Consider the following 18,078-nt stretch of genomic DNA (forward strand, 5'->3'; position numbering starts at 1 on the left):
CACCGGGGTGAGTCGGCGTCGTGTCGTCGACGGCCGACGACTCGGCGTCGTCGACTCCCGCCGCTCCAGTCCCGCCGTCGGGCGACGTGTCACTCGTCATCGTCTCACTGTCGTACCGCCCGCGACAGTACGTCTGCCGAGCGGACACGAGCGTCTGGTACCGCCGTGTCGTCGGACACGCCACCGTCGCCACGCGTGTCTGTGCCGTCCGCCGAACGCTCCGAGCCGTCCGCGGAGCCGTCCATCGGCACGGAGACGCCGTCGGCACCGCCCAGCGCGGCGGACTCGTTGCCACCGGTCTCGTTGCCGGCGGACTCGTCACCGCTCCCGGTCGTCGCACCCTCGGGGGCGCGACGGACCGTCTCCGACAGTTCGACGCTCACCTCGCCGTCGTCGGCGCCGTTGACGTCGCCCTCGGAGACGTTCAAGATCGCGGCGTTCTGGAGCACGTAGGCGGACTCGTTCGTCCGCAGGTCACCGGCGACCCGGTACGGACCGGCCGCCCGGACGGAGACGTTCGTGTACCCGTTCTCGGGACCGAACTCGTCGTAGTCGGTCGTGGCGTACGGCAGCGTCATCGTGAACTCACCGTCGGCGTCCGCCGTCGCCTGCTGCCGGTAGACGAACGTCGTCGCGTTCTGTCCCTGCCCACCGGGGATTCGCATCCTGACCGCCGCGGTCACCGTCTCGTTGGGTTCCGCACCGCTCCCGGTGACGGTCGCGCCGGGGACACGCTCGAACGTCTTCACCCACGACGGCGTGTTCTTGAAGAGGGTCCCCGGACGGGCGCCCAGTCCACGTGCTGCCCGGAGCTGGTCGGCGCGGTACTGCCCGTCGGCGAACGCGGTCGTCGCCGTCGCGTTCACGAGCCGGTAGTGTTCCAGTGCCGGCACCGGTTCGCGCGGAATCTGTCCGATTCCACCGATCCGAGCCGACCCGTCGCGCTCGACGAACGCCTCGGCCGCACTCCGGTTCCGGAACGTCTGGATCGCCGAGCCGTTCCGCGGCACGCTCTTGAACTCGACTCCAGTCTGGCTCTGGATCACGTCGTAGTCGAACACGACGACCCGGTCACCGACGAGCGGCCGACGGATCGTCGGCTCCGCACGACTCCCGTGGTAGGCGTACAGCCGGACCATCGTACTCTCGTAGTACCGCTGCCGTCTGTCCGGTGCGATCCGCTGGAAGCCACGCTGTTGGCCGCTGGCCGGAGCGAGGATCTGTTTGACACCACCGTTGGGACCCGTCGCGAAGAAGTCGCCGGCCGAGACGTTCCCGGCGTCGTAGAACTGGACCGGCGCGGAGAACTTCGGATTCTGTCCCGACAAGACCGACGTCATCTTGTAGTCGACCATCACGTACCGCGTCTGGTCACCCTCCTCGCCGCGTTCGAGCAGTGCCTCCCGGGCCGCCGACTCGTTGGGGGCCAGCAGGAAGTTCGCCGCCTGTCGTGCCCCCTCCTGGAACGGGTTGGCGTTGGGAATCCGCTCGCCACGCATCGTGATCCAGTGACCGTAGTCCCACCACGACTGGACGCCGTACGCCCCGTCGGAGTAGTCGAAGTCACTGTCGGCTGGCCTGTCGTACTGCCCGTAGAACGCCATCGGCTCGTCGGCGTCGCCGAAGGTCCCCTCCTCGGGGGTGTTCCCCTGGAGGTACTCGAGACTCTGACCCCACACGACGGTCGACGCGTCGGGCCCGTCCTCGCTCGCCTGGAGTGCGTTCTGTGTCGGGGCGTTCCGGGGACCGAGGTTCATCGACACGCCCAACACCGGGACCAGAACCAGCATGAGCACGACGACCGCCGTGAGCACCTGGTACGTCTCGACGTCGGGTGCCTCGAGTCCGCTCCCGAGGTCGATGTCGACCACCGCGAGCACGTCGCGGACGAACGGCGCCGTGAACACCGCCACGGCGACCGCGAGGTAGTAGTTGAATCGGTTCTGCGTGAACGCCGCCATCGTCATGAAGATCGCCCACACGAGGACGAACAGCGTCTCCGGCTCGTACCGGATCCGCGTCGCCGCCGCGAACACGATCCCGGCGATCACGAACACGCCGGCCAGTTCCGGCGCGACGCCCAGCGGCGAGACGATCAGTCCGAACACGTCCGGGACCGGACCGAAGTTCCCGGCGAACACGACGAGCGTCGCCAGTCCGGCGAACCCGATGAACCGGTAGTCACGGCCCGCCCCGCGTCGGTACATCGGCCCGACCAACGTCCAGACGGCGCCGATCACCGCGGCCGGGAACGCGAACCCGTACTCCCGGAGGACGACGCCCACGTCGCCGAAGATCCGTGCGGCACGCGACCCGAGGAACGGCTGTGCCTCGGCGATGGTGAGGGTGTTCCCTCCGGCACCGAACCCGACGATCCGGAGCAGGTTCCCTTCGATACTCGACAGCGGCCCGGCGTCGACGACACCGAGGACGATCAGACCGACGACGGCGGTACCCGCGACGGTCGCGACGTACCCGTTCTCGTCGGCCCACTCGTTGTCGAACGTCCGCGCCTCGAACTGTCTGGAGAGCCACGCGAGCCCGACACCGCCGACCGCCACACTCACCCCGACGACCGGTTGGAGGAGACTCAGCCTCGTCGCGGAGAACGAGGTCGTGTCGATCCCGACGAGCGTGAGCAGCGCCACCGTGACTCCCGTGACGGCGACGACGAACCCGGTGTGTTCCGGCGGCCGACCGCTCGCGTGGTCCGACACCGCCTGGAGGACGGCGAACACGCCGAACACACCGACCAGCAGGACACCGGGCGGCCACGCGTAGATGTACGCCGCCATCGCGACCCCGGCGAGGACACTGTACGTCGTCGAGCGACGCAGGTCCCCCCACTCGCGGGCCGTGACGAGCTCCCAGATCGGCCGGTCCTCTCTCGCGACGGCCAGCGCGACGACGGTCGCGAACACTGCAGTCACCTGGAACAGCGGCTCGACGCCGTTGTGGTCCGCGAACCCGGCCAGCGTCCGCTGGAGGAACGTCCCGGGCAACAGCATCAACACGACCGCGGCGAACAGTGCCGGCACACGCCCCGCGAGCCGCTTGGCGACCAAGTACGCCGGGATGGCCGTCAACGCACCCGCGACCGCCGGTGCGACGAGGAGTGTCTTCGCCACCAACTCCGGCGACGGGGAGCCGAGACCGACGATCAGTGCGGCCGTCGCGACGATCTGGTCGTACAGTGTCCCGAACTGTCCCACGGAGGTGCCCAGCGGGAAGTTCGTCCACGGGTCGTACGGCATCGTGGACGGCCAGTGTCTGACGACGTACCGGACCTCGCGGAGGTGGTACCACGCGTCGTTCCCGGAGAACAGGACCTCACCGCCTCGGACGTAGTTGGAGTACGGACGGAGCCGTATCCACAGCATCGTGGCGACGACGACCAGGAGTACCGGGACCTCGAACCGGTCCCGGACGGCTCCCAGCGCGGAGGTCGCCGCCCCGGTCTCGTCGGAGACCGAGGAGGACCCCTCGTCACGCTCACTACTGTGACTCATTGTCCCCACGAACCCCGAAAACGGCAATAAGCCTTGTTATTCCCGTACGACGGCGAGGAGCAACGAGTCGTCGAGATCGGCCGACGGCGGGACCCTCGCGATCCCACCCAGACGGCTCACCGAGCCGTCTCCGAAGCGCCTCTAGTCGGGTCGCCGAGCTGTCTCCGAAACGCCTCTAGTCGGGTCGCCGAGTCGCCTCCAGCCGGGCTCGATCGCGTCCCTCTCGAGTCCCGACGCCCGGTCGTGTCTCCCGGACGTGTGTCAGTGCCGGTACACGTCGAGCAGTCTGTCGACGACGCCCGTCCACGTCGGCACCGCGTCCGGATCCGGTCGCGGGCCGTCGACGGCACGCTCGACGGCCTCGGCCACGGCCGCCGGAGAGGTCTCCGCGAGGCCGACGACACCCCGTTCGTCGGTCCAGTCGGTCAACGCCGCGCGGTCGGCGACGACGGCTGGCGTGCCGCTCGCGAGCGCCTCCGCGACCGTCAACCCGTACGCCTCGTGTGACGACGGCGAACAGAACACCGCCGCACCGGCGTACAGTCCCGGGAGTCGCTCGTCCGGGACGTACCCGAGGAACCGGACGCGGTCGCTCACACCCGCAGCCGCCGCCCGCTCGCGCAGTGCCGACTCGTACGGGCCGGACCCGGCGACACGGAGGTCGAACGCCGGCAACTCGGCGAGCGCGTCGATCACGTGCTGGACTCCCTTGTACGCCGCCAGCCGACCGACGGTGAGCAGGTACGGGCGGTCGGCGTCGTCCGCCCTCTCTTCGTCGTCCCCTCTCTCTCCGTCGTCTCCCCTCTCTTCGTCGTCCGCACCTTCTCGGTGGTCCCGGAACCGCTCGCGTTCGATCCCGTTCGGGATCACGGTCGGTGAGACGCCGAAGTCGGCCGCCAACTGTCGTCGCTCCCAGTCACTCACGGCGACCACCGTGTCCGCAGCACGGAGCACACCTGCACCGAGTGGCCGGTACACGGAGAGGAGGCGATCTCTGAGCCCGTCGTCGCTCTCGCCGTGGTAGTGTGGTGTCGCGACGAGGCGCGGTGCTGGCTCGTCACCGCTCGCGCGCAGCGCCCGCACCGCACGCACCGCCGCCGTCGTCAGACCTCCGAGGGCGAACGGCACCGCGTGGTAGTTGTGGACGTGGACCACGTCGGGCACGCTGGGAGCGACCGCACCTCGGAGCGCCCGCCACACAGTCGTGACGACGCCGGGGGCGACGTAGATGGCGCCGTCCGGTGCGAGCGCCCGGACGCGTCGGACACGGACCCCGTCGCGGCGTTCGCGTGAGGCACCCGCTCCGCCGGCGTCCGCCGCGAGCACCGTCACGTCGTGGCCGCGCTCGACGAGTCGTGTCGCCAACTGGTGGACGTGGGTCTCGACGCCGCCGGTCTGTGGTGGGTAACGGTGGGTGACGTAACAGACGTGCACGGTCGTGACCTCGGCGTCAGTCGTACGCCTCGCGCAGTTCCTCGTCGACCTCCCACAGCCCGTCGCCCTCGCCGGCCAGTAGCTTCACCGCGGCTCGCACGAGCGACACCTGCGTGTCGAACAGCGAGTAGACGGGCTGGAGCGAGCCGAGCAGGTCCCGCGAGCCCGCGGCGACGAACCCGGCGACGGCCACCGGAACGAGCAGTCCAGCCGGCCCGGCCAACGCGAGGCCGGCCAGTGTCGCCGTCGCGACTCCGGCGGCGACGAGCCACGGGGAGACGACGGTGAACCACCAGTTGAACGGGAGGACGAGGGCACCGTACAGCCCGTAACGGGGACGGAACAACATCCCGCGCTGTCGCCACAGGAGTCTGAGCAGTCCCATCGCGCGCCGGTCCTTCTGACTGCGCCGCTTGCGGAACGCGGAGTGGGACGCCTCCTTGTACCGGATCGCGGGGTCGAACAGGGCCCGGTCCCCGTTCTTGCGGATCTTCAGGGCCAGTTCCGTGTCGTCCGCGATGGAGTCCTCGTCGACGGGGACGATCGCGTCGCGTTCGAACGCCGAGAACGGCCCGTGGAAGATGAACGTCGAGTCGAGGTGTGACTCCAGCGTCTGGATCCGCGCCTGTACGTCGCGGTAGCCGCGCTCCACGTCACTGCCGCCGAGTACCTCGGCGTTGCGGCCGGTGACGGCCGCCACGTCGGGGTCCGCGAGGTTCGCGACCGCCTCGCGGACGGCGTCGGGCGCGACGCGAGAGTCACAGTCCGTCTTGACGACGACCTCGTTGCTCGCGGCGGCGTACGCCTCGTTGAGCGCCACCGCGAGGCCGCGGCGCTCCTCCTCGCGGAGGAGCGTCAGCTCCGGGGTGACGCGGTCGGCGAAGAACGACTCGACGATGTCGGGTGTCGCGTCCTCGCTGGAGTCGACGACGACGACCTCGACGCGGTCCATCGGGTAGTCCCAACTACAGATACTCTGGAGCTTCGACTCGACGATGGCGGCCTCCTCGTACGTCGGGAGGACGACGCTCACCGACGGCAACTCGTCGTACCGCTTGTCCGCCGGAGAGCCCTCCGGGTCGACGACGACCGCCAGGGCGGCGAAGACGAGGTACGGGAGTCCCGTCGCGGCGACCAACCGGGCCAACAGTTCGAGAGGACGACGCGCTCGCATACCGCGCCGTACAGCGACCCCGCACAAAACGACGGCGGTCCGGCCGTCGGTAGTGTTCGGATACGGCCGGACTGTCGAGTGCGGCCCCTACCCGAAGTTCGGGTTGTCGAGTGCGGCTCCTACCCGAAGTTCTCGGTCTTGATGCGGGCGCGGTGGATGCCGGCGGTCTCCAGCGCGCTCTCGGCCTCCGCGACGAAGTCGGCGAAGCCGTAGACGAACGCCTGCTCGCCGTCGGCCTCCGTCACCACGTCGGCCGTCACGGCGCCGATGGGGCCGTCGGTGACGGTCACGTGGGCGCCACGCTCGCGGAGTGCGTCCAGCCGCGCCTCGTGTGCGGGCGCGTCGTCTTGGTACACGATGGCGACGTCGTTGCCCTCGGCCAGCGCCCGCTCCCCGATGGCGACGGCCGGGCCGACGCCAGGCCCACCGGCGAGGACGACCGCTCGCGCTTCGCCCTCGTAGAACTCGTCGCCGAACGGGCCGGCGGCGTCCAACTCCGCGCCCGGCTCCAGGTTCGCGAGGTACGACGCGAAGTCCGGGCCCTCGTCGTCGCCACCGTCGAGACCGACGGTGGTCTCGAACGTCTCGTCCGTGTCCGGCGAGGAGACGGTGTAGAACCGCGACACTTCCTCGCCGTCGATCTCCGCGGTGAACCGGACGAACTGTCCCGGCTCCGCGACGAAGTCGGCGGGCGACTCCAGCGTGAGTGCCACCGTCTCCGGGCCGACTCGCTCGACTCCCGCGACGCTCGTAGTGAACTCCATGTGGCCCGGTGGGGCCCGCGACGGCAGGAACCTGTCGGTACAGACTCGTGTCCGATCGACCGGTCTCAGTCCGCGCTCGCCTCGTCCTCGGAGACGCCGGGCGCCTGCGACACGTCCACGTCGTCGGGCTCGGGGGCGTTGCCGCGGTGGAGCTCCCCCTCGCCGTCCTCGACGTACACGTCGTCGGCGAAGCCGGCGACGGCGTTCTCGAACTCCCCCTCCTCCAGCGCCTCGGGGGTCGCGGGAGCGTCCGCGATCCCGCCGGCCGGGCGGAACTCGCCCAGCGGGTCGTCGATGGTGATCCCGTGGTCGCGGAAGAACGACTCGTAGCGACGGTAGTGGTCGTCGAGTTCGTCCGCGGGGAACTCCATCATCGACGCCCACCCGTGGGTGAAGAAGTCGAAGTTCGCCTGGAGGTGGGTGATCTCGCGGGCCTCCGCCTCCGGGTAGCCCGCCTCCAACGCGGCGACGTAGGTGTCCATCGTCGCGTCGAAGAACTCGTCCAGGTGGTCGCGGCGCGCCTCGCGGTGTTCCTCGGGAGCCTTCTCCAAGAAGACGCGCGTGTGGAGGTCGACCAGCTTGTCGTTGACCATCCCGCCGATCACGGGTGTCGTCAGGGCGCGCTTGGCCGCCCAGTGGCGGACGTTCTGCTGGAGTTTCATGTCGTCCGAACCAGGGTCCCGACGGACTTAACCACTGTCTTCGGCGGCGGTGTCCCCGCGGGCGTCCCCACCTCGCGTCGCGGGACGAGACGGGCTGTGTGAGGAATTCGCACGCTCTCGCGGACGATACGTGGATAGCAACCCACATTAACCCCGAGTCCGAACCGCGAGCCATGAGCCAGTCGTTCGTGATCGTCGGCGACGGGATCGCCGGCAGTTCCGCCGCCGAGACCCTCCGTGAGGAACGGACGGACGCGGACATCACGGTACTCACCGACGAGGGCGAGGCGCTGTACAACCGGATTCTGATCAAGGAGTTCGCCAAGGGGAAGCTCCCCGAGGCACCGATCTCGATCCACGACGAGGACTGGTACGCCGAGCGCGACATCGACCTCCAGTTGGACACCTACGTCACCGACGTGCGGCCGGACGCCGGCGAGGTGGAGACCCACGAGGGAGAGACCTACGAGTTCGACAAGCTCCTGTTGGCCGTCGGCGGTACCCCGAACCAGCTCCCGGTCGACAACTCCGACGCCGAGGGCATCCACCACTTCTGGACGTTCCAGGACGCCCGGAAGATCAACGAGTCCGCCAGCGCCGCCGAGAAGGGCGTGATCGTCGGTGCCGGCCTGCTCGGGATCGACCTGGCGGCCGTCTGTGGCGCACAGGGTGTCGAGGGGAAGTACCTGATGCGCGGTGACTCCTGGTGGCGCTACGCGCTCTCGGAGGAGGGGGCCGAGATCATGCACGACGCGATGCGGGAGAAGGGTGTCGAGCCGGTCTTCCAGTCCGGCGTCGACCGCTTCGAGACGGACGAGGAGGGCCACGTCACGGCGGCGATCGACCCGGACGGCGAGCGCTACGAGTGTGACTTCGCGGGGGTCGCCATCGGGTTGGACCGCAACACGGAACTGCTGGAGAACCTCGACGTGGAGATCGACGGCGGGATCGTCACTGACGAGTACATGCAGACCACGCACCCGGACGTGTTCGCGGCCGGCGACATCACGCAGTTCTACGACGTGATCCTCGAGGAGCGCGCCCAGAACGGCGCCTGGGGCTCCGCGAAGGAGCAGGGGTCGATCGCCGCCAAGAACATGCTGGAGTACGGCACCGAGGAGTTCGAGTGGGTCACGTCTTACTCCATCACGCACTTCGACTTCCCGTTCCTCTCGTTCGGGCACCCGACGCTGGGTGACGACCACGTCGAGCAGAAGTACTCCGAGAACGAGTGGCGGCGGCTGGCGCTGAAGGACGGCCGCATCGTCGGCGGCGTCCTGATCGGCGACCTGGCCCCGCAGTCCGGTTACAAGCAGCTGATGCGGGAACGCGTCGACGTGTCGGGACAGGAGGACGTGTTGTTGCGCGAGGAGTTCTCCGCCGACGACATCGAACGCGAGGGGCAGGTCGAACAAGAGGCAGAGGCCGTCGAGAACTGACTCGGCCCGGACGAGTCGGGTGACGGTCTCGAGTTTCGACAGTTCGATCACGTTCTCCAGAGTCCCAACTCTGCACGCCTCGGTCTTCACGCTCTACTCTGCGCGCGTCGACCGTCTGGCTCGACACGCGACGCGCCGAGCGGTCGCGTCGACAGTCCACGGATCGATCGGGGGTGTCTCACGGCGCCGAGTCGCCCGTCCGACAGTCGTGGGTCACGAGCCGCCGCGTGGTGAGACGCTCGCGCTCGGGTCTGTCGAGACGCGTCGGCTCCCTCGTGACGACGAGCGAGACGGTCGCCAGGCGCTCGTCGTGGCGCCGATTCCACCGCTCGCACAGGCCCGCGGCGGTCGCGTGGCGGAGCCGGTCACCGCCGTGCCACCACACCGCGGTGAGATACTTGCGCCACCGTACCGACGGGTAGGTGGCGGCCACGTCCGGTGGGCGGTCGCCGATCGCGGACGGCCTCGGGAACGCGTCGACTCGCCGGCCGTCCACGGTCGTCGCCGGGGCGGCGAACCAGGCGGCCGCTCGTGGGGGATCCGGCGCGAACATGTCCCACCGGTACCGCTCTGGTTCGACGGCACCGGCCTCGGTCTCGACCGGCACGACACCCAACGCGGCCGCGTTCCACACGAGGACGCCGACGAGCAGGAGGGTGGCGACCGCGCGCGTCCCGCCGGCTACCCACCGGCCGGTGTTCGGCCTGCCGGTGGAGGCGGCCAGGGAGCCAATCCCGCCGACACCACGCCGCGACACGAGCCACGCCGTCGCCGCACGACACCGAGCCGCGACGGGAGCGACTGCACTCTCGACGCGGTTCCACACCGGGGAACGGAGCGCCGGGAGGAGCGCGACGACGGCGACGACCGGGAACACGCCGAGCCACATCGTCGCCGCCATCCCGAGGTGACCGGCGAGCAGCCCGGCGGCGACCGCGGTTCGCCGCCAGTCGCTCGCCAACACGAGTGCGGGCGCGACGACGAGGAGCGCGAGCCACGCCCACCCGAACGTCGTCACGACGGCCGGCGTGCCGGCGACGAGATCGCCCAGCGGCGTCGTGAACCGGTCGAGTTGGAACACGTACCGCACCGCGGTGCCGTCGAGCCACCCGCTCCCGCGGAGTTTGATCGCGGCGTTCACCACGTAGACGGTGGCGACTTGGACGAAGAGTCCGAGCGTCGCGACGCTCGCGACCGTCCGCGGGGTCGTCGCGACACCGGCGCCACCCCCGCCGTCGCTCGCGGCGGTCGGCGGGGGAGCTCGTCGGACGGCGTCGATGGACCACCGCGTCCCCAGCGGGAGGAGACTCCCCCACAGCAGCAGACGGCGCAACAGTGAGTCACCGCCGTTCAACACCAGTGGGTTCCGCGCGTGCAGCGAGACGAGCAACACGAGCGACACGACACAGGCGAGTCGGGTCCGGTACCCGACGAGCAGTGCCATCGCTGCGAGTCCGGCGAGACAGAACAGTCCCGTCTGCGTCGTCGTCGACCCCCACAGCGCGTGCAGCGACACGGACGAGACGACCGGCCGGACGGCACGCAGCGTCTCGCGTGGGAGCACACCGGCGTCGGTGTAGAAGACGCGGAGCCACCGCGCCCGCAGCGCCAGGTCGACGAGCAGCAGGAGTCCGACGCCGATCCGCAGCGCCGCGAGTGCCCGGGTGTCGACGGCCGCGTGTGTCGCGAACCACGTCCGGCCACGGTCGCGGACACGGCCCGACAGGTGCACCGAGAGGTACCGGAGTCGCCGCCACAGTCGCCGGAGCCGTCCCGGCGTGGGGTCGGACGACGAGACGGGAGCCACAGTACGAGGGGTCGGTCGCCACACCGGAATGGCTCTTGTGGTCGTCCCCGGGGCGAGTACACGACGGCGTCGGTGGTGTCGGACTGACAGTGTCCGGCTCGGGGCTCCGACCAGTGGTGTCCGACACGCGAGTCCGACCGGTGCCTGCGGCTCGGAGTCCCCCGGTAGCGCGGCTCGCCTCCGTTCGACGGCGTCCACCCGCCCCGTGTGTATTTCAGGCTGGAACCGTTCGTAGCGAGCGATGACCTCCACCCTCCGGTACGTCTCGTGGGGGATGGCCGGGCTCTCGGCGGCCTCGATCGTCGGCTTGCTCGCGGCGGGCGTCGCCGCACTGTTCGGCAACCGGACGGTCAGCGAGCGGTTCTTCGTCACGGTCTTCGGCGTCTGGCTGGCGCTCGTGCTCGCGATGGGGTTCCTCTACGGGCTCCACGCGATCCTGGGCGACTGAGGTGGTCGCTGTGGACCGGTCGCGGTCTCCCCCGCTCGACGCGGCGGAGTGTGGCCGCGGCCCGCGATTGCCGGCGACCCACACCGGGTGACCCGAGGTTTTCCCGTCGCGGGCCACAGGAGTGGGTGTGCACGACCTCGCCGCCCGGACCGACGCGTTCCAGCGGTCCCAGATCCGCGTGATGTTCGACCTCGCAGAGGCGGCCGCCGCCGACGGTGCGGACCTCGTCCGTCTGGAGGTGGGCGAGCCGGACTTCGACACCCCCGAGCACGTCACGGAGGCCGCCTTCGAGGCGGTCCGTGACGGTGCGACCGACTACACCGCCAGCGCCGGGATCGAACCGCTCCGGCGTGCCGTGGCGGAGACGACCGAAGCGGAGTACGACCTCTCGTACGACCCCGACCAGATCGTCGTCACCAACGGGGGGATGGAGGCGCTCCACGTCGCCGCGCTCACGCTCGTCGACCCCGGCGAGGAGTTGGTGGTGCCGAGTCCGGCGTGGCCCAACTACGGCATCCACGCCGCGCTCGCCGACGGCCAGTTGCGCGAGGTGGAACTGCCACCGCCGTACGACCTCGACGCCGAGCGACTCGTCGCCGCGATCGACGACGACACTGCGGCGGTGGTGCTCACGACGCCCTCGAACCCGACGGGCCGCGTCTACGACCCCGAGCCGATCCGGCGGGTCGCCGCCGCTGCGGCCGCCCACGACGCCTACGTGATCGCCGACGAGGTGTACGCCGGGCTCACCTACGACCGCGATCCGACCGGAGTCGCCGCCCTCGTCGACCACCCCGAGCGAGTGGTGACGGTCGGCTCGCTGTCGAAGACACACGCGATGACCGGCTGGCGACTCGGCTGGCTCGCGGCCGCCGATCCGGTGGTCGAGGCCGCCACCGCCGTCCGCGAGGGGACGACGAGCTGTCCGTCTGCGCCCGCCCAACACGCCGGCGTCGCCGCGCTCGCCGGCCCGGACGAGCCCGCCGAACGGATGTTCGAGGCGTTCCGCGACCGCCGCGACTACGTCGCCGAACGACTCGCGGCGATGGACGGCGTCACCGCGCCGCGGCCGGAGGGTGCCTTCTACGCGTTCCTCGACGTGGACGGTGCGACGGAGAGTCTCCCGCTCGCTAAGCGGCTGTTGGAGGAGACCGGCGTCGTCCTCGCCCCCGGCTCCGGGTTCGGTGCCGGCGGCGAGGGGCGACTGCGGCTGTCCTTCGCCAACTCGCTGGACCGGCTCGCGGAGGGGTTCGACAGGCTGGAGACGTTCCTCCCGATCGAGTGAGTCTCGGGGGTGCCCCCGGGCCGGGTGACTCTCGGAGTCACACCGTCTCGTCTGGTTGTCCGCTACGACTCGAGCCGCGGTACTGCTACCGCATCAACTCGCCGCCGTTGACGTTGAGCGTCTCGCCGGTGACGAAGCCGGCGTCTCGGAGGTACGCGACGGCGTCGGCGATGTCCTCGGGCTGGCCGTAGCGGTCGACCGGGATCGCGGCCAACTCCTCGGCCTTCTCCGCCGCGCTGCGGTCGGCGGTCATGTCCGTCTCGACGTGGCCCGGCGCGACGGCATTGACCCGCACGTCCGGCGCGAAGTCGCCCGCGTGACTCTTCGTCAGCGAGAGCAACCCGCCCTTCGAGGCGGCGTAGTGGACCTCGACGGGTGCGCCGGTGAACGCGAGGATCGAGGAGACGTTCGTCACGGACGGGGTCGGCGCGCCGCCGCCGTCGGCGCTCCGGAGGTGTGGCAGCGCCGCCTTCGTACAGCAGAACGCGGAGTTGACGTTCACGTCCATCACGCGGTCGAAGTCGGCCGGCGACAACTCCTCGGTGTAGACGTGTTGGTCGATCCCAGCGTTGTTGACGAGGTGGTCCACACCGCCGAAGGCGTCGACGGTCTCGGCGACGAGCCGGTCGGCGTCGTCCGGGTCCGAGGCGTCGGCTTCGACGACGATGGCCTCCGCCCCCGCCTCGCGGACCGCGGCGGCGGTCTCGGCGGCGGCGTCCGGCGAGGAGTGGTAGTTGACCGTCACGTCGTAGCCGTCTCGGGCGAACCGCCGGGCGGTCGCCGCGCCGATCCCTCTGGAGGAGCCGGTGACGATGGCTGCTGGCACGACCGTACGTTCCCGGCCACCCGACTTGGGCGTTCGGCTCCCGGCGGACGTCGTGTTCTCCGGGCGCTCGTCGTGTTCTCCGGGCGCTCGTCGTGTTCTCCGAGCGGTCGTCGCGGCACTCTCGTCGGTCGCCGACTGCCGCCGTCTCACCAGGAGACGCGGAACGCGTCGGTCGCGTCCGCCGGCGGCTCGACGGACTCGACGACGACGTCGTCGGCGTCGACCCGCTCGTCTCCCACGCCAGCTACGACCGCCCGGCGGAAGACGGCCGCGGCGAACGCGGTCGGGTACAGGTAGTCACCCCCGGTGACGATCCGGCGCGTACGGTCGCTGTCGGGGTGTTCGACGGCGAAGTCCGCGACGCGATCGGCCGCCGGGCCACGGTGTGCCTCTCGGGCGACGCGACGGAGCGTCGCCAGTGCCGTGTCGACGTCGTCCGCGCGGAGCACGGCCGGGGTCGCCGCGACCAACTTCCCCCCGACGCGACCGAGCTGGTCCGAGCCCGCACCCTCGCCGAGGCGGGCGAGCGAGCGCGCGAACGCGTCCACCGGGTACCACCCGTCGTCGGAGACCGCCGCGATCCCGTTGCGCGCGAGGAGGTGACGGACCCGCTTCGCGAACACCGGCGAGACGGTCTCGGCGCTGTCGACGACGAGTCGGACGTACCGCCCCGCGACCTCGGTCACGTCGTCGGTCCCCCCACGACCGCCGCCGCCCACTCGCCGTCCGTCACCGCCGCGCGCTGGGCCGGTCGCGCACGCTGTACCGTCGCCGTTCGGTCGGCTGCCGCCGGTCGGTCGATCGCTGCCGCCCGATCGCTCTCCGTCGGCGTCCCGCCCGGGATCGGGCTGGGACTCACCGCCTGTACGGCGACCGACACTGGATCTACTCACAACGGCGAGCGAACTCTCGGTCTCGCCGGACGTCTCTCTCTCGTCGTACATCGGGTCCCCCACGGGAGCTCGCTCGTCACCGAGCGCCCCCGTCTGTGTGCGTACCGTGAGTCACTCCTGCGGATATCCACTTAATCGAAACTCATCGTTCCTCCCCGACGACACCTCGTTGAGTCGTCTCTGACCCGACGAGAGGTGTGTCCCGATCTTCGATTACTGTCTCGGCGAGTGGTCCCTCTCCGAGACGAGCGAGGTGGGTCCGGCCACCAGTCGACGGATCGAACGTGTCTGCCTCCCACTCGACGGGCCGGGCGTGTCCGTCCACCACACTAGTCGACCGGGGTATTCAAGCGCCTGCCTCGACTGTCGGGAGACGTGAGCGACCTGGGTGACGGGCGGACGGGACGGGACGACGCCGGCGACGGGACCGGCGAGGGAGACGAGTCGTCGGTGCTGGACCGCTACGACAGGGTAGAGCGGACGGAGACGCCCGGCGAGGGGAACTCGCTGCGCCACTGGCAGGACGCCAAGAGCTACTGGGAGGTGGCGAAGAACTACCTCGGAACGTGGGTGATCCGGGTGTCCGGAGACCTCGACCGCAAGAACCGCTTCCTCCGGCGACTGGGGGTGACCGTCGGCGAGAACGTCTCGTGGGGGCTGGAGGCGACGCCGGACGTGTTCTGGCCGGAACGGATCACGCTCGGCGACGACGTGATCGTCGGGTACGACGCCACGATCCTCTGTCACGAGTTCCTCCAAGACGAGTACCGCGTCGGCGACGTGGTCGTCGGCGATCGCGCGATGATCGGCGCCGGCGCGGTGATCCTCCCGGGCGTCGAGATCGGTCACGACGCACAGGTCGCCGCCAACTCGCTGGTCGCCGACGACGTGCCGCCGGAGACGACCGTCGCCGGAGTCCCCGCGGAGCCGCTCGGCGACGGTGACGAGGGCGAGGGTGACGCCCGAGACGACCTCGAGGACCGAGACGCCAGAGACGCTCGAGACGACTGAGCGTCGGAGTGGTCACCCGCGGTCCCACGCGGTCGGTGTGGCGAGCGTTCGGCTCACTCCCGAACGCGGACGACTCCCTCGGTGAGCGCCTTCCGGTTGGGGACGAGGTACTCCTCGCCGTCGTCCTCGACGTGTGTGACGAACACGTCCATCTCCTGGACGACACCCTCGACACCGCCGATCCGGACGCGGTCGCCGATGGCGTACGGCTCCGTCAACAGGAGGTACAGGCCGGCACTTCCCGAGGCGAGGAGATCGCGGAACGCCGCCACCGAGACGACCACCACCGCGAACACGTAGCCGCCGAGCAGGACGACCAGCGGGAGTGTCGCCACCCGGACCTGCGCGAGCGCGACGAGCGAGGCGACGAAGACGACGCTGTACTTCGCCACCCCCGGGAGCGCTCCGACCTGCGTGATCTTCACGCTGCGGAGTCGCTCGTCGACGAGCAACGCCACCTTGTCGCCGACGATCAGCCCGACGACGACGACCAGAACGGCCACGAACACCTGCGGGAGGAAGGCGACGACGACCGGCCAGATGCGGACGACGGACTCGAACCCCGCCGTCGAGAACGCCACCACCGCGAACGCGAGGAACGTGAAGTACCCCGCCAGCCGCGAGACGATGGTCACCGTCGACGTGCCGAACTCCCTGACGGACCGCTCGAAGGAGGTTCCCTCGATCGCCTCCGGCACCCCGAACCGGACGAGTAGGCGGCGGCCGAACACGACCACGAGGTAGCTCACCGCGGCACCGAGACCGAGGATCGCGACGAACAGGAGTAGTTGGAGGGAGACGAACTCGAGTTGGAGCGGGAGGCGGAGCGGGACACCCGACGGCGCGAGTGCCGTCACCGCGTCGAACGCGGCCGCTGTGTCCCCCGCGTGGACGGAGCCCGACATGGGTCAGTAGTCCTCCGGGTCCAGTTTCAGGATCAGTTCCCCGCCTTTGAAGGCGCGGACGAGGCCGTCGGACTCCGAGAGGACGATTCCGACGGCGTTCGTGTCGCGGGTGATCGCCGCCGCGGCCATGTGGCGTGCGCCGAGCCCCTTCGGGATGTCGACCCCCTCGGCGCTGGGCTCGAGGTAGCGGTACGAGGAGACGATCTTCCCCGAGTCGGAGATGACGAACGCGCCGTCGAGCCGGGAGAACTCCTTGAGCATCACGTCCACGATGGGGTCGCCGACGTGGACGTGACTCTTCTCGAAGGGGTTGTAGCTCAGCGGGCGGGAGTTGTTCATCGTCTTCCCGGCGTCGCCGACGACGAACAGCGCCCCCACCGGCTTCCCCTTCTGGCCTTTCTTCCCGAGTTCGATGGCGACCTCGAACACGTCGCGGATCACCTCCGGCTCGGCACGGGAGTTGACGAAGAGGTCGTAGATCCCGGACTGCATCGACTCCGTCACGGAGACGCGAACCGTCGCGTCCGGGGCGTCGTCGAAGACACCCAACACCGCCAGCAGCGTCTCGCCGGCAGACGTGTGCCCCGCGTTCATCGCGCCCTCGACCCCGAACCGGACGCGATCGCGCACGTCTTGGAACTCCAGCGGGAGTTCCACGAACGTCTCGGCGTCCACGTCGTTCTCGGGGGCGACGACGACCGTCGGCTCCGCCGCCTCGACGAACGAGTCGTACAGCGACTGTCCAGGGGAGAAGAGGAACACCCCGTCGACGTCCGTCACCAAGTCGGCGACGAGATCCGGAGAATCCATCACACCACTCTGTTCCCGGCGGGAGGCAAATCCGTTTCGGCGGCGTCGGACGCTCGTGAGACGTACGTCTGTCGGCACACGGTCGGGACGCAGACCGGAAACCTTCTTGTCCGCGAACCGTCTACGTCGGGACAGTATGAGCACGACGCCGACGGAACGTCGGGTCGAGTCGCTGATCTCCGGCGACCCGGAGATGCGTGACGCGATCCAGACGGTACTGGACGCCGCCGAGGACGGCGAGGTCCAGTGGGTCGACGTACGAGACGACATCTCCAGCGGGGCGTGGGGTCGCCTCATCGAGAAGGAGGTGCTCGAAGACGGCGAGACGGGCTTCGCGCTGTCCGACCGCGACGCCGTCGAGGCCGCACTGGCCGACGAAGACGGCGACGGCGGGAGCGACGAGGAGAGTAGCTGGTCGATCTACGACAAACTCGCCGCCGTCGGGACGGGGGCGTTCTTCGTCGGCTACTCCTACAAGCCGGTGCGAGACCCCGTCGCCGGGACGATGGATCTCGTGTTGGGTCCCTTGCAGGAGACGCTGCCGTTCTACGCCGTGATCATGGTGATCGCGGTGTTCACGGGGCTGTACTCCACGCTCCTGCGGGCGAACCTGATGGACATGGACAAGATGTCCGAGTACCAGTCGAAGATGAAGGAGATCCAAGAGCGGCGGAAGGCCGCCAAGGAGCGGGGCGACGACGAGGCACTCCAGAAGATCCAGGAGGAACAGATGGACGCGATGGGCGACCAGCTGGGGATGTTCAAAGAGCAGTTCCGCCCGATGGTGTGGATCATGTTCATCACCATCCCGGCGTTCCTGTGGATGTTCTGGAAGGTCGGCATCCGCGGGGCGTCCGCTCACGGGGAGTTCTCGACGGTCGTCCTCCCGTTGGTCGGGGAGGCGACGTGGACCACCGGGATCGTCGGTCCGATTCAGGTGTGGATCGTCTGGTACTTCCTCTGCTCGATGGCGTTCACCCAGCTGATCCAGAAGGGGCTGAACGTCTCGATGTCGCCCTCGACGTGACGAGGGTCGCCGACGCTCGTCTCGTCGACTCGTCAGACGGTCCGAGTCGACTCGGATTCTCCCAGTCGTAGCTCCACTCGACTC

At 69.7% G+C, this 18,078-nt stretch carries 16 protein-coding genes; 5 read left to right on the plus strand and 11 right to left on the minus strand.

Annotated elements, in window-relative coordinates; all coding sequences use genetic code 11:
* Positions 1–104 precede the first annotated feature (104 nt).
* From RYH80_RS14345 to RYH80_RS14365, 5 genes are all read right to left on the minus strand, one after another.
* Positions 105–3,509 carry an oligosaccharyl transferase, archaeosortase A system-associated gene (locus RYH80_RS14345; protein ID WP_370904575.1) on the minus strand — a complete coding sequence of 1,135 codons (3,405 nt, stop codon included), beginning with the start codon at positions 3,507–3,509 and terminating at the stop codon, positions 105–107.
* Between the two features lie 261 nt (positions 3,510–3,770).
* Positions 3,771–4,943, minus strand: coding sequence for a glycosyltransferase family 4 protein (locus tag RYH80_RS14350; protein ID WP_370904576.1), 1,173 nt, complete (start codon positions 4,941–4,943; stop codon positions 3,771–3,773).
* Positions 4,944–4,959: 16 nt separating this feature from the next.
* Positions 4,960–6,117: a glycosyltransferase gene (locus tag RYH80_RS14355; protein WP_370904577.1), complete on the minus strand. Its 1,158-nt coding sequence runs from the start codon at positions 6,115–6,117 to the stop codon at positions 4,960–4,962.
* Positions 6,118–6,236: 119 nt separating this feature from the next.
* Positions 6,237–6,881: an FAD-dependent oxidoreductase gene (locus RYH80_RS14360; RefSeq protein ID WP_370904578.1), complete on the minus strand. Its 645-nt coding sequence runs from the start codon at positions 6,879–6,881 to the stop codon at positions 6,237–6,239.
* A gap of 65 nt (positions 6,882–6,946) precedes the next feature.
* Positions 6,947–7,543 carry a DUF6149 family protein gene (locus RYH80_RS14365; RefSeq protein WP_370904579.1) on the minus strand — a complete coding sequence of 199 codons (597 nt, stop codon included), beginning with the start codon at positions 7,541–7,543 and terminating at the stop codon, positions 6,947–6,949.
* A gap of 173 nt (positions 7,544–7,716) precedes the next feature.
* Here RYH80_RS14365 and RYH80_RS14370 point away from each other — a divergent pair, with 173 nt between their 5' ends.
* Entirely contained in the window at positions 7,717–8,982 is a 1,266-nt protein-coding gene (locus RYH80_RS14370; protein ID WP_370904580.1) for an NAD(P)/FAD-dependent oxidoreductase, read from the plus strand.
* A 178-nt stretch (positions 8,983–9,160) separates the two neighbouring features.
* On the opposite strand, the gene RYH80_RS14375 is transcribed toward RYH80_RS14370, so the two are convergent.
* Positions 9,161–10,789 (minus strand): HTTM domain-containing protein, encoded by a 1,629-nt coding sequence (locus RYH80_RS14375; RefSeq protein ID WP_370904581.1) that lies wholly within the window; start codon positions 10,787–10,789, stop codon positions 9,161–9,163.
* A gap of 241 nt (positions 10,790–11,030) precedes the next feature.
* Here RYH80_RS14375 and RYH80_RS14380 point away from each other — a divergent pair, with 241 nt between their 5' ends.
* On the plus strand, positions 11,031–11,237 hold the full coding sequence (locus RYH80_RS14380) for a hypothetical protein (RefSeq protein ID WP_370904582.1): 207 nt from the start codon (positions 11,031–11,033) through the stop codon (positions 11,235–11,237).
* 181 nt (positions 11,238–11,418) lie between these two features.
* The gene (locus RYH80_RS14385) at positions 11,419–12,522 is read left to right on the plus strand and encodes a pyridoxal phosphate-dependent aminotransferase (RefSeq protein ID WP_370904738.1); all 1,104 of its coding nucleotides are present in this window, start codon (positions 11,419–11,421) and stop codon (positions 12,520–12,522) included.
* An 85-nt stretch (positions 12,523–12,607) separates the two neighbouring features.
* On the opposite strand, the gene RYH80_RS14390 is transcribed toward RYH80_RS14385, so the two are convergent.
* From RYH80_RS14390 to RYH80_RS14400, 3 genes are all read right to left on the minus strand, one after another.
* On the minus strand, positions 12,608–13,348 hold the full coding sequence (locus RYH80_RS14390; protein ID WP_370904583.1) for a glucose 1-dehydrogenase: 741 nt from the start codon (positions 13,346–13,348) through the stop codon (positions 12,608–12,610).
* A 146-nt stretch (positions 13,349–13,494) separates the two neighbouring features.
* Positions 13,495–14,034 (minus strand): hypothetical protein, encoded by a 540-nt coding sequence (locus RYH80_RS14395; protein WP_370904584.1) that lies wholly within the window; start codon positions 14,032–14,034, stop codon positions 13,495–13,497.
* Positions 14,031–14,228, minus strand: a complete 198-nt coding sequence (locus tag RYH80_RS14400) for a hypothetical protein (RefSeq protein WP_370904585.1) — start codon at positions 14,226–14,228, stop codon at positions 14,031–14,033. Before RYH80_RS14400 ends, RYH80_RS14395 begins: the two co-directional genes overlap by 4 nt.
* Positions 14,229–14,691: 463 nt before the next feature.
* Here RYH80_RS14400 and RYH80_RS14405 point away from each other — a divergent pair, with 463 nt between their 5' ends.
* A complete protein-coding gene (locus tag RYH80_RS14405) occupies positions 14,692–15,252 on the plus strand; it encodes an acyltransferase (RefSeq protein WP_370904739.1) in 561 nt (186 codons plus the stop codon).
* A 53-nt stretch (positions 15,253–15,305) separates the two neighbouring features.
* On the opposite strand, the gene RYH80_RS14410 is transcribed toward RYH80_RS14405, so the two are convergent.
* On the minus strand, positions 15,306–16,157 hold the full coding sequence (locus tag RYH80_RS14410) for a mechanosensitive ion channel domain-containing protein (RefSeq protein WP_370904586.1): 852 nt from the start codon (positions 16,155–16,157) through the stop codon (positions 15,306–15,308).
* 3 nt (positions 16,158–16,160) lie between these two features.
* On the minus strand, positions 16,161–16,967 hold the full coding sequence (gene dacZ / locus RYH80_RS14415) for a diadenylate cyclase DacZ (protein ID WP_370904587.1): 807 nt from the start codon (positions 16,965–16,967) through the stop codon (positions 16,161–16,163).
* A 136-nt stretch (positions 16,968–17,103) separates the two neighbouring features.
* On the opposite strand from dacZ, the gene RYH80_RS14420 reads away from it, so the two are divergent.
* Positions 17,104–17,994 carry a DUF106 domain-containing protein gene (locus RYH80_RS14420; protein WP_370904588.1) on the plus strand — a complete coding sequence of 297 codons (891 nt, stop codon included), beginning with the start codon at positions 17,104–17,106 and terminating at the stop codon, positions 17,992–17,994.
* Positions 17,995–18,078 lie beyond the last annotated feature (84 nt).

It is taken from the genome of Halobaculum sp. MBLA0147, from assembly GCF_041361345.1.
Classification (GTDB): Archaea; Halobacteriota; Halobacteria; order Halobacteriales; family Haloferacaceae; genus JAHENP01.

Excerpts from the sequence above, each read along its gene's own strand:
- RYH80_RS14345 (WP_370904575.1), bottom strand. The coding sequence starts at position 3,509 with ATGAGTCACAGTAGTGAGCGTGACGAGGGGTCCTCCTCGGTCTCCGAC.
- RYH80_RS14385 (WP_370904738.1), top strand. The coding sequence starts at position 11,419 with ATGTTCGACCTCGCAGAGGCGGCCGCCGCCGACGGTGCGGACCTCGTC.
- RYH80_RS14370 (WP_370904580.1), top strand. The coding sequence starts at position 7,717 with ATGAGCCAGTCGTTCGTGATCGTCGGCGACGGGATCGCCGGCAGTTCC.
- dacZ (WP_370904587.1), bottom strand. The coding sequence starts at position 16,967 with ATGGATTCTCCGGATCTCGTCGCCGACTTGGTGACGGACGTCGACGGG.
- RYH80_RS14410 (WP_370904586.1), bottom strand. The coding sequence starts at position 16,157 with ATGTCGGGCTCCGTCCACGCGGGGGACACAGCGGCCGCGTTCGACGCG.
- RYH80_RS14420 (WP_370904588.1), top strand. The coding sequence starts at position 17,104 with ATGAGCACGACGCCGACGGAACGTCGGGTCGAGTCGCTGATCTCCGGC.
- RYH80_RS14365 (WP_370904579.1), bottom strand. The coding sequence starts at position 7,543 with ATGAAACTCCAGCAGAACGTCCGCCACTGGGCGGCCAAGCGCGCCCTG.
- RYH80_RS14380 (WP_370904582.1), top strand. The coding sequence starts at position 11,031 with ATGACCTCCACCCTCCGGTACGTCTCGTGGGGGATGGCCGGGCTCTCG.
- RYH80_RS14360 (WP_370904578.1), bottom strand. The coding sequence starts at position 6,881 with ATGGAGTTCACTACGAGCGTCGCGGGAGTCGAGCGAGTCGGCCCGGAG.
- RYH80_RS14355 (WP_370904577.1), bottom strand. The coding sequence starts at position 6,117 with ATGCGAGCGCGTCGTCCTCTCGAACTGTTGGCCCGGTTGGTCGCCGCG.